Below are 9,526 nucleotides of genomic sequence, written 5' to 3'. Positions count from 1 at the left end.
ACAGGGATGTATTCACGGGCGTGTTTTGGTAGTCAGCCTGCTACATGCGACCTTCATCAAAGTATAACCAAAACGGATGCCAAAGATAAAAAACATGAATTGAGGTTATCCACTCCAAAGCGGTAAGATGTCGGCATCAAACGTCAGAACCAAAAACCCCCAGAGAGTGAGAGAGAACCATGGCGGGCAAAACCTTATACGACAAATTGTGGGACGATCATCTCGTCAAACAGCGCGACGACGGCTCCGCGTTGATTTATATCGATCGTCAGTTACTGCACGAAGTGACATCACCCCAGGCATTTGAAGGCCTGCGTCTGGCGGGGCGGAAGCCGTGGCGGATTGATGCCAACATTGCGACGCCGGACCATAACGTGCCTACCACGGATCGTGATCGTGGTGTCGAAGGTATTGTTGACCCGGTTTCCCGGATCCAGGTGGAAACACTGGACAAGAACTGCGACGAGTTCGGGATTCTTGAGTTCAAGATCAAGGATCAACGTCAGGGCATCGTGCACGTTATCGGGCCCGAGCAGGGCGCAACGTTGCCGGGCATGAGTATTGTTTGTGGGGATTCCCATACATCCACCCACGGTGCCTTCGGTTGCCTGGCTCATGGTATTGGCACCAGTGAAGTTGAACATGTGCTGGCCACCCAGTGTCTGGTGCAGCAGAAAATGAAAAACATGTTGGTGAAGGTCAATGGCAAACTGGGGCCGGGCGTTACCGGCAAGGATGTTGTGCTGGCCATCATTGGCAAGATCGGGACTGCCGGTGGTACCGGGCACGCCATTGAGTTTGGGGGCGAAGCCATCCAGGGCCTGAGCATGGAAGGGCGGATGACTATCTGCAACATGTCCATCGAAGCCGGTGCGCGAGTTGGTATGGTGGCGGTTGATGACACCACCATCGAATACGTTCGCAATCGTCCGTTTGGGCCCAAGGGCGGGCAGTGGGATGCTGCAGTTGAATACTGGCGCACCTTGCATAGCGATAGCGATGCAGTCTTCGACAAGGTTGTTGAGCTCGAAGGCTCGGAAATCCAGCCGCAGGTGAGCTGGGGTACGTCGCCTGAAATGGTGGCCGGAATTGATGGCAAGGTGCCCGATCCGGAACAGGAAGCCGATCCGATCAAGCGTGAAGGCATTGTTCGCGCTCTCAAGTACATGGGTTTGCAGCCCAATATGGCGATTACCGATATCAAGCTGGATCGTGTGTTCATTGGCTCCTGTACCAACAGCCGGATTGAGGACCTGCGCGAGGCCGCGGCCGTGGTGAAAGGGCGGAAGGTGTCGCCGATTCTGAAGCAGGCCATGGTGGTTCCCGGTTCCGGTCTGGTGAAAGCCCAGGCGGAGCAGGAAGGTCTGGACAAGATCTTTATCGAAGCCGGTCTTGAGTGGCGCGACCCGGGCTGTTCGATGTGTCTGGCCATGAACGCCGACAAGCTAGGGCAGGGGGAGCACTGTGCTTCCACGTCGAACCGGAACTTCGAAGGCCGTCAGGGCTTTGGCGGGCGTACCCATCTGGTGAGCCCGGCCATGGCTGCTGCTGCCGCCGTAACCGGTCATTTCGTTGATGTCCGCGAGCTGATGAACTGATCCACAGGAGAGAACCATGCGCGCATTGAAGCAACACCAGGGCGTTGTCGCCCCCATGGACCGTTCCAACGTGGATACGGACATGATCATTCCCAAGCAGTTTCTGAAGTCCATCAAGCGCACGGGTTTCGGCCCGAACCTGTTTGATGAGTTGCGGTATATGGATGAAGGCAAACCGGATCAGGATTGTTCCACCCGTCCGATTAATCCGGATTTTGTCCTGAATCAGGACCGCTACAAGAACGCCAGTGTATTGTTGGCGCGACGTAACTTTGGCTGTGGTTCGAGCCGGGAGCACGCACCCTGGGCTCTGGAGGATTTCGGGTTCCGGGTGATTATTGCTCCGAGTTTTGCCGATATTTTCTACAATAACTGCTTTAAGAATGGGTTGTTACCCATTGTGCTTCCTGAGGAAATTGTCGATCGTTTATTCCGGGAAGTGGAGCAGGGTGAAGGCTATCAGTTGGCAGTCGACCTGGAAGCCAGGACTGTAACTACCCCATCCGGCGAAACCTTTACCTTTGAGGTAGATGATTTCCGTCGTCATTGCCTGCTGAACGGGCTCGATGATATTGGCGTGACGCTGGAAGACGCTGAGCTGATCCGGTCTTACGAAGAAAGCCGCCGTAAAACTGCGCCCTGGCTGTTTGGTGCCGGGGGGTAATAGGCAGTCCGATTACGCTGGCTCTAATTCGACCTGAAGGAATGGAACAAGGAAAAAACATGCCCAGAACTATCCTGATGCTTCCCGGCGACGGTATCGGTCCGGAAATTGTCGCTGAAGCGGAAAAAGTGCTCAACAAGATCAATGATCAGTTCAATCTTGGCCTGAATTTCGAGTCCGGCCTCGTGGGCGGTGCGGCGATTGATGAAACCGACACACCGCTGCCGGATGAAACCCTCGAAAAGGCCACCAGAGCCGACGCGATCCTTCTGGGTGCCGTGGGCGGTCCTCAGTGGGACAGTCTGCCCATGGCTAAGCGCCCGGAGAAGGGGCTGCTGGGTTTGCGCTCTAACCTGGAGCTGTTCGCCAACCTGCGCCCGGCAATCCTTTATCCTCAACTGGCCTCCGCCTCTTCTCTGAAGCCGGAAGTTGTTTCCGGGCTCGATATCATGATTGTCCGTGAACTGACTGGTGGCATCTATTTTGGTCAGCCGCGCGGTGTGCGCGAACTTGAGAGCGGAGAGCGCCAGGGTTACAACACCTACGCCTACACAGAATCGGAAATTCGTCGTATCGGGCGGGTGGCTTTTGAGGCCGCGCAGCAGCGGGGCAAAAAGCTGTGCTCCGTGGACAAAGCCAACGTGCTGGAAGTGACTGTTCTATGGCGGGAAATCATGAACGATCTCCGCCGGGAATATCCGGACGTGGAGCTGTCTCATATGTACGTGGACAATGCCGCCATGCAGCTGGTCCGTGCCCCCAAGCAGTTTGACGTGATTGTGACTGGCAACATGTTTGGTGATATTCTTTCGGACGAAGCGGCTATGCTCACCGGCTCGATCGGCATGTTGCCATCGGCGTCGCTGAACTCCGAAAAGCAGGGCATGTATGAGCCCTGCCACGGGTCTGCGCCGGATATTGCCGGGCAGGGCATTGCCAATCCGCTGGCCACCATCCTCAGTGCTGCCATGATGCTGCGGTACAGCCTGAATGAGGAAAAAGCTGCTGAAGCCATTGAAGCGGCGGTCAGCAAGGTCCTGGATCAGGGTCTGCGAACAGCGGACATCATGTCTGAGGGCGCAAAGAAAGTGTCCACCCGGGAAATGGGGGAGGCGGTTCTGGCTGCACTGTAAAGAGGCCAGGCCCTGACAGGCGTATTTGAGACCCGACGGCAACGCGATGCAGTTGCCGCGGGATCACCCATCCTGTCCCTGCCAGCGATAAAGGCATGGGGCGGGCATAAAACGAGGTCTGAAGATCGCACATGAAGCGAGTTGGACTTGTAGGTTGGCGTGGCATGGTGGGCTCGGTCCTCATGCAACGCATGCGTGAAGAAAACGATTTCGCCGATATCGAACCGGTGTTTTTCACCACATCCCAGGCTGGCAAGCCTGCGCCGGACGTGGGAAAAGACGACGTTCCTCCTCTGCAGGACGCGTTTGACGTCGAGATTCTGAAAACCATGGATGTCATCGTGACCTGTCAGGGTGGCGACTACACCGGTGCGGTTTATCAGAAGCTCCGTGACGCGGGCTGGGAAGGTTACTGGATTGATGCAGCCTCCACCCTGCGGATGGTCGACCACTCTGTGATTGTTCTGGATCCGGTCAACCGAAACGTGATTGATGCTGCGCTTGAGAAAGGCGTCAAGGACTACATCGGTGGTAACTGCACCGTGAGCCTTATGATGCTGGCTTTGGGTGGCCTGCTTGAACAGGATCTGATCGAGTGGGTGTCGCCCATGACTTATCAGGCGGCTTCCGGTTCTGGCGCTCAGAACATGCGCGAGCTGCTGAACCAGATGGGCGAGCTCAACAAGAGCGTCAAGTCTGAGCTGGACGATCCTTCCTCCGCGATTCTGGAGATTGACCGCAAGGTAACCGAAACCATGCGTTCGGACGGCTTCCCGACCGAGCACTTCCAGGTGCCCCTGGCCGGCAGTCTTATCCCGTTCATCGACAAGCAGCTCGACAACGGCATGAGTAAGGAAGAGTGGAAGGCGGGAGTCGAGACCAACAAAATTCTCGGGCGCTCCGATAACCCGATTCCCATCGACGGCATCTGTGTGCGGATTGGCGCAATGCGCTCCCACAGTCAGGCGCTGACTATCAAGCTGAAGAAGGATCTCCCGGTTTCTGAAATCGAGTCGATCCTTGCGAAAGCGAATGACTGGGTAAAAGTGATTCCCAATGATCGTGATGCGACCATTGAGGAACTTACTCCAGCGAAGGTGACCGGTACCTTGAGCGTTCCTGTCGGCCGTATCCGCAAGCTGACCATGGGGCCGGAATACATTTCCGCGTTTACGGTGGGTGATCAGCTCCTGTGGGGTGCCGCTGAGCCGCTGCGCCGTATGCTCCGGATCCTTCAGGAGCGTTAAAAATTGTTACACAGAGGCAATAAATGCCAACTGTGTCCGGTTTCGATAAACCAGTGAGGGGGCGGAGGCTGATTTCAGCCTCCGCCCCTGTTATTTTCAAGAGCGCTAGGTAGTTCCGCGTGATTGATAAAAAAATGGTACAAGGATTGCGGCTGATTGATTGATAAAAGAGGTTTTATCAACAATACTTGCCGGACTGAAAATTAAAAAGAACACATAATAACGAGAATTATCAAGACGAAAGTCATCCAACCTCGTCCGATTCTGTTTGAAAAAGAGCAGTAACGAATAACGGAGACTGGAAAGGAAAAAGCATGAAGGTACGCAAGCTTGCGGTTGCCCTGGCTCTGGCGGGAGGGCTCGGATCCGGCGTCGCACAGGCCCTGGGGCTGGGTGAAATAGAACTTCAGTCCTATCTGAACGAGCCACTGGACGCAGAGATTGTTCTGCCCCAAAGCCGTGGCGTCAATCCAGCGGACGTGTTCGTCAATATTGCCTCGGAACAGGCATATGAGCGGGTGGGGCTGGATCGCAACCAGTTTCTCAGTAAGCTCAGGTTCCAGGTGGTCACCGGCAATGATGGCAGTCTCATTGTCAATGTGTCCTCCCGTGAACCTCTGAGGGAACCGTACCTCAACTTCCTGCTTGAGTTGACCTGGCCAAACGGCCGGTTAATGCGGGAATACGCCGTTCTGGTGGATCCACCTGTATACGCGGAAGAGTCCGGCGTGCAGGAACAGGTCAGCACTCCAACAGTCTCCACGTCCCAGACAACCAGCCAGCCGACGACCACTCGCAGTGCCGAATCAGTTCGTCGCCAGGCTCAGGCCGAGCGGTCGCTGGGTTCCGGATATCAGGCTGATACATTCGGGCCCACCGGAGCTTCAGACACATTGTGGACCATCGCGTCTCAGGTGCGTCCAGACAACAGTGTCTCTATGCAGCAGGTCATGCTAGCAATCCAGGACCTGAACCCGAACGCATTCATTGGCAATAACATCAATCGACTGAAGCGCGGTGAAGTGCTGCGTGTCCCGTCTTTGGACCAGATCCAGAGTCGAACTCGCGCTGAAGCTACTCGCGTGGTTGCCCAGCAGAATCAGGAATTCCAGACTCCCCAGCGCACAGTCGATGCAACCGCCGAGCAGCAGGCAGCGTCCGCGCCCCAACAGCAGGCTGGCGCCGGAGGTGATGAACTCAAACTCGTGGTGTCCGAGGACGCCGGCAGTGAGGGCAGCGAAAGTGGCTCCGCGGGCGGTGACAGCGAACTGCCGGGCGGCGTTGATGCCGGCACAGCGGTCGCGATGGAAGAGCTCGAAAGCGCTCGCCGGGAGAACGATGAGCTGAACAGTCGTGTTGAGGACCTGCAGGACCAGGTGCAGACTCTGCAGCGCCTGCTTGAGCTCAAGAATACCCAGCTTGCTGAAATGCAGCAGACTGCTGGTGATGAAACGGCAGAGCAGACCGCACCCGTTGAAAGTCCGGCTGCCGATGACGGAGCAGCGGAATCTGTCGCCATGGACGAGGCCGTTGAAGGTGATACGGCACCCGTCGATTCGGACATGATGGACGGTGAAGTTGGGGATGCCGAAGCGGCGGGTGAATCAGGCGACATGGCCGAGTCCGAGGCTATGGTCGATGAAACTGACGAAATGGCCGATTCCGAACAGGCAACCGATGATCAGATGGGTGCCGATGCCGGTGACGCATCAGAACAGGCGGAAATGTCTGGAGCGGATGAGCCGGCGGTTGCGGCTACCGATGATGCGGTTGAAGCAACTGAGGCGGCGGAGCCAGCCCCGACACAAACAGAGCAATCTGCAGAGCCTGCGCCCAAGCCTGCTCAACAGGCTCCGGCCGCCGACAAAGGTTTCCCCGGTAACGTTATTGATGCCATAACTGGTAATCCGATGTATCAGATTGCCCTTGGTGGCGGTCTGATCGTTCTGCTGTTGCTTCTCCTGCTGCTTGCCCGCCGCAATGCAAACCGGGAAAAGGCGTTTTACGAACAGCTGAACAATGAAACCGACGAAGAAACGGATTCCTTCGATCTGAGCCTGGATGAAGAGGATCAGCAATCTGCGGCGGGCGACGCCCTGGCCGAGGCTGACTCTTACATTGCCTATGGCCAGCATGATCGGGCTGCCCAAGCTCTGGAAACCGCAATTTCCCGTGAGCCCAGTCGCACCGATCTGCGCCTGAAGCTGCTGGGTGTCTACGCAGATACCCAGGATCGCGACTCTTTCGAAAAACAATTCGGAGAGGTCGAGGCTCTGGACGATGAAGAAGCGCTGACCACTGCGAACGAGCTGCGCGCGCGGCTGGAAGAGGCGGAGTCGATGCCCAGCATCGATGACCTTGAGTCTCAGTTACGTTCCGATTCGTTTGCCACATCTTATGATTCGGAAGAAACCGGTGATGAGTCCACAGAAAAACAGGACAAGCCGGAATCTGATGAACTTCTCGCCGATAAGTTTGATTCCGAAAAAGAAGAGCCGGTCGAGAACGAGTTTGGCGACTTTGATTCGGACCTTTCTGAGACTGACCTGTCTGATTTCGAGCTTGATGAGCATGACGAATCCGAGGCCAGCAAGGAAGACGCGTCTGAAGAGAGCGCAGAGGAAAGCCGGGACGACATGATCGAATACGATCTCTCGGGTCTGGAGATGGAATCGGATGAACAAAAGCCTTCGACCGAAGACACCTCCGAGCTTGAGGAGTCCACAGACTGGGATCTGTCTTCGGAATTCGAAGCGGACTCTGACAAGCCAACCGATACAGAGCAGACGCTCGACGATTCTGATGACGACCTGAGCCTCGATCTGGAAGAGGGTGATCTGGACGAAGGAGACCTGGCGGAGGAGCTGCCAGACGAAAGGCCGAAAACCACCTCCGAGGAAGGCTCTGAGCAGGGTTCTGATTTGGACGGCGACTCCGACGTTGATTCGCTGGACGAGTCATTCCTGGACGAGCTCGATGCTGAGCTGGACAAGGTAGCCGGTGAAGAAGACGAGCTTGGTGGCACTGAGATGGAAGAATCTTCACTGGATGACCTGGAACTGGACGTGTCCGATGAAGACCTGGCACTGATGGAAGAGTTTTCCGATTCTGCCGATTCAGCCAACTCCGAGGAGAGCGAAGAGGCGTCACTCGATGAAGAGCTTGGTCTTGAGGACACGCTCGGTGAGGGCGATGCAGAGGAAGCGGATCCTGAACAGACGGTTGAAGATGCCGAGGATCTCGAGCAGCTGGGTGTAACCGATGAGCTCGAAGAGTCGGAGACACCTGAGAGTGATCTTGATCTCCCGGTTGCGTCTGATGAAGTTTCCGATGAGTCGCGCAAATCGCAGGCTGCGGACATTGAGGAAAGCGAACTCGGTGACGAGGACGATTTTGACTTCCTGGCCGGAACTGATGAGGCCGCTACCAAGCTGGATCTCGCGCGGGCCTACATCGAGATGGGTGACACCGACGGAGCTCGCGACATCTTGGAAGAAGTATCCCTTGAAGGAAACGAAGACCAGAAAGCAGAGGCGCAAGACCTCCTTAAAAATCTGTCCTGATCCGTTATAATCGGTTCTGACAGGTAGCAAGCGCCGGCCGCCGGGTATCTTCCCGGCAACAAGGTCGGCGCTTTGTTTTTATAGAACCACTCTCTTCGGATTCGCACTTGTTTCTCGAGACTCAGCAGCTCACCACCGATAACGCCGTAGGCGCGGGCCGCGTCGCACTTGCCTTCGAATATGATGGGCGTGAGTTTCATGGCTGGCAGCTCCAGAAATCCGGTGTCCGATCGGTAGAAGCGGAACTGACGGCAGCGGTGGCAAAGGTTGCGAACCATCCAGTTGATCTTGTGTGTGCGGGCCGCACCGATGCCGGCGTGCACGCCAGCTATCAAGTTGCTCATTTTGACACTCCGTCTGTCCGTAACCTGCGCTCCTGGGTTATGGGTATAAATACGGCGCTGCCCGATGACATTTCCGTGCACTGGGCAGGAAATGGAGTCGGTGATTTCCACGCTCGATTTTCCGCGACCTATCGGCGTTACCGTTACATCATCTATAACCATCCAGTGCGTCCGGGTATACAGCGGGGCCAGGTAAGCTGGACCTTCCGCCCACTGGACGCAGATCGCATGCACAAGGCCGCGCAGGCATTGGCCGGAGAACATGATTTTTCCTCTTTCCGTGCGGCCGGGTGCCAGTCTCGAACACCGATTCGGTTTCTTGAGCGTATTGCGGTAACCCGGAAGCGGGATTTTGTCGTAATAGACGTGCAGGCCAATGCGTTCTTGCATCACATGGTCCGGAATATTGCCGGCGCCCTGATGGCGGTTGGTTCGGGAAAGCAGCGACCGGAGTGGATTCATGAGATACTGGTCGCCAGAGATCGGACAGCTGCAGGTGTAACCGCGCCTCCCCATGGTCTGTATCTGGTTGATGTGGGGTACCCGGAAGAATTTGGGCTCCCCGCTGTCGAATGCGGCCCGGGCTTTCTGAGGCCCTGGTTCACTCGGGAAGAGAACAGTCCGTTCACCCCAACACACATCCATGTCAAACAGCGGGTTCCGAGCCAATGAGCGCAAGGGTCAAAATTTGCGGCCTTACCCGCCCCGAGGATATCGACGGGGCTGTTCAATTCGGCGCCGACGCCCTGGGTCTGGTTTTTTATGAGCCGAGTCCCCGATCAGTGTCGTTGGATCAGGCCGCCGAGTTGGCAAAGCGTGTTCCGGCGTTCATGTCAGTGGTCGGATTATTTGTTAATCCATCCAGGCAGGAAGTCGAGGCGGTTCTCGAGCGGGTGCCACTGGATTTGCTGCAGTTTCATGGCGACGAATCGGCGGATTTCTGTGCCAGTTTTGGTCGACGCTGGATCAAGGCCATC

The 9,526-nt window shown here is 56.2% G+C and carries 7 protein-coding genes; all 7 read left to right on the top strand.

What is annotated here, in order from left to right:
- Positions 1-179: 179 nt before the first annotated feature.
- Complete coding sequence (gene leuC, locus B2W52_RS11430) at positions 180-1,598, top strand: 3-isopropylmalate dehydratase large subunit (protein ID WP_104271223.1); 1,419 nt, start codon at positions 180-182, stop codon at positions 1,596-1,598.
- Positions 1,599-1,614: 16 nt separating this feature from the next.
- Positions 1,615-2,262, top strand: coding sequence for a 3-isopropylmalate dehydratase small subunit (gene leuD / locus B2W52_RS11425; protein ID WP_273069874.1), 648 nt, complete (start codon positions 1,615-1,617; stop codon positions 2,260-2,262).
- A 59-nt stretch (positions 2,263-2,321) separates the two neighbouring features.
- Positions 2,322-3,395, top strand: a complete 1,074-nt coding sequence (gene leuB / locus B2W52_RS11420; protein ID WP_104271227.1) for a 3-isopropylmalate dehydrogenase — start codon at positions 2,322-2,324, stop codon at positions 3,393-3,395.
- Positions 3,396-3,526: 131 nt separating this feature from the next.
- Positions 3,527-4,642, top strand: coding sequence for an aspartate-semialdehyde dehydrogenase (gene asd / locus B2W52_RS11415; RefSeq protein ID WP_041645233.1), 1,116 nt, complete (start codon positions 3,527-3,529; stop codon positions 4,640-4,642).
- Positions 4,643-4,956: 314 nt separating this feature from the next.
- Positions 4,957-8,205: a FimV/HubP family polar landmark protein gene (locus tag B2W52_RS11410; RefSeq protein WP_286803113.1), complete on the top strand. Its 3,249-nt coding sequence runs from the start codon at positions 4,957-4,959 to the stop codon at positions 8,203-8,205.
- Positions 8,206-8,312: 107 nt separating this feature from the next.
- A complete protein-coding gene (gene truA, locus B2W52_RS11405) occupies positions 8,313-9,221 on the top strand; it encodes a tRNA pseudouridine(38-40) synthase TruA (protein ID WP_273096456.1) in 909 nt (302 codons plus the stop codon).
- Positions 9,218-9,526: phosphoribosylanthranilate isomerase (locus B2W52_RS11400; protein ID WP_286803111.1), on the top strand; the 309-nt coding region annotated here is incomplete at its 3' end. The genes truA and B2W52_RS11400, both read left to right, overlap by 4 nt.

The organism is Marinobacter sp. UBA2498, from assembly GCF_002341575.1.
In the GTDB taxonomy this organism is placed as follows: Bacteria; Pseudomonadota; Gammaproteobacteria; order Pseudomonadales; family Oleiphilaceae; genus Marinobacter; species Marinobacter manganoxydans.
Note: the sequence above shows the minus strand (reverse complement) of the source record. Positions and strands in the feature narration are given on the sequence as shown.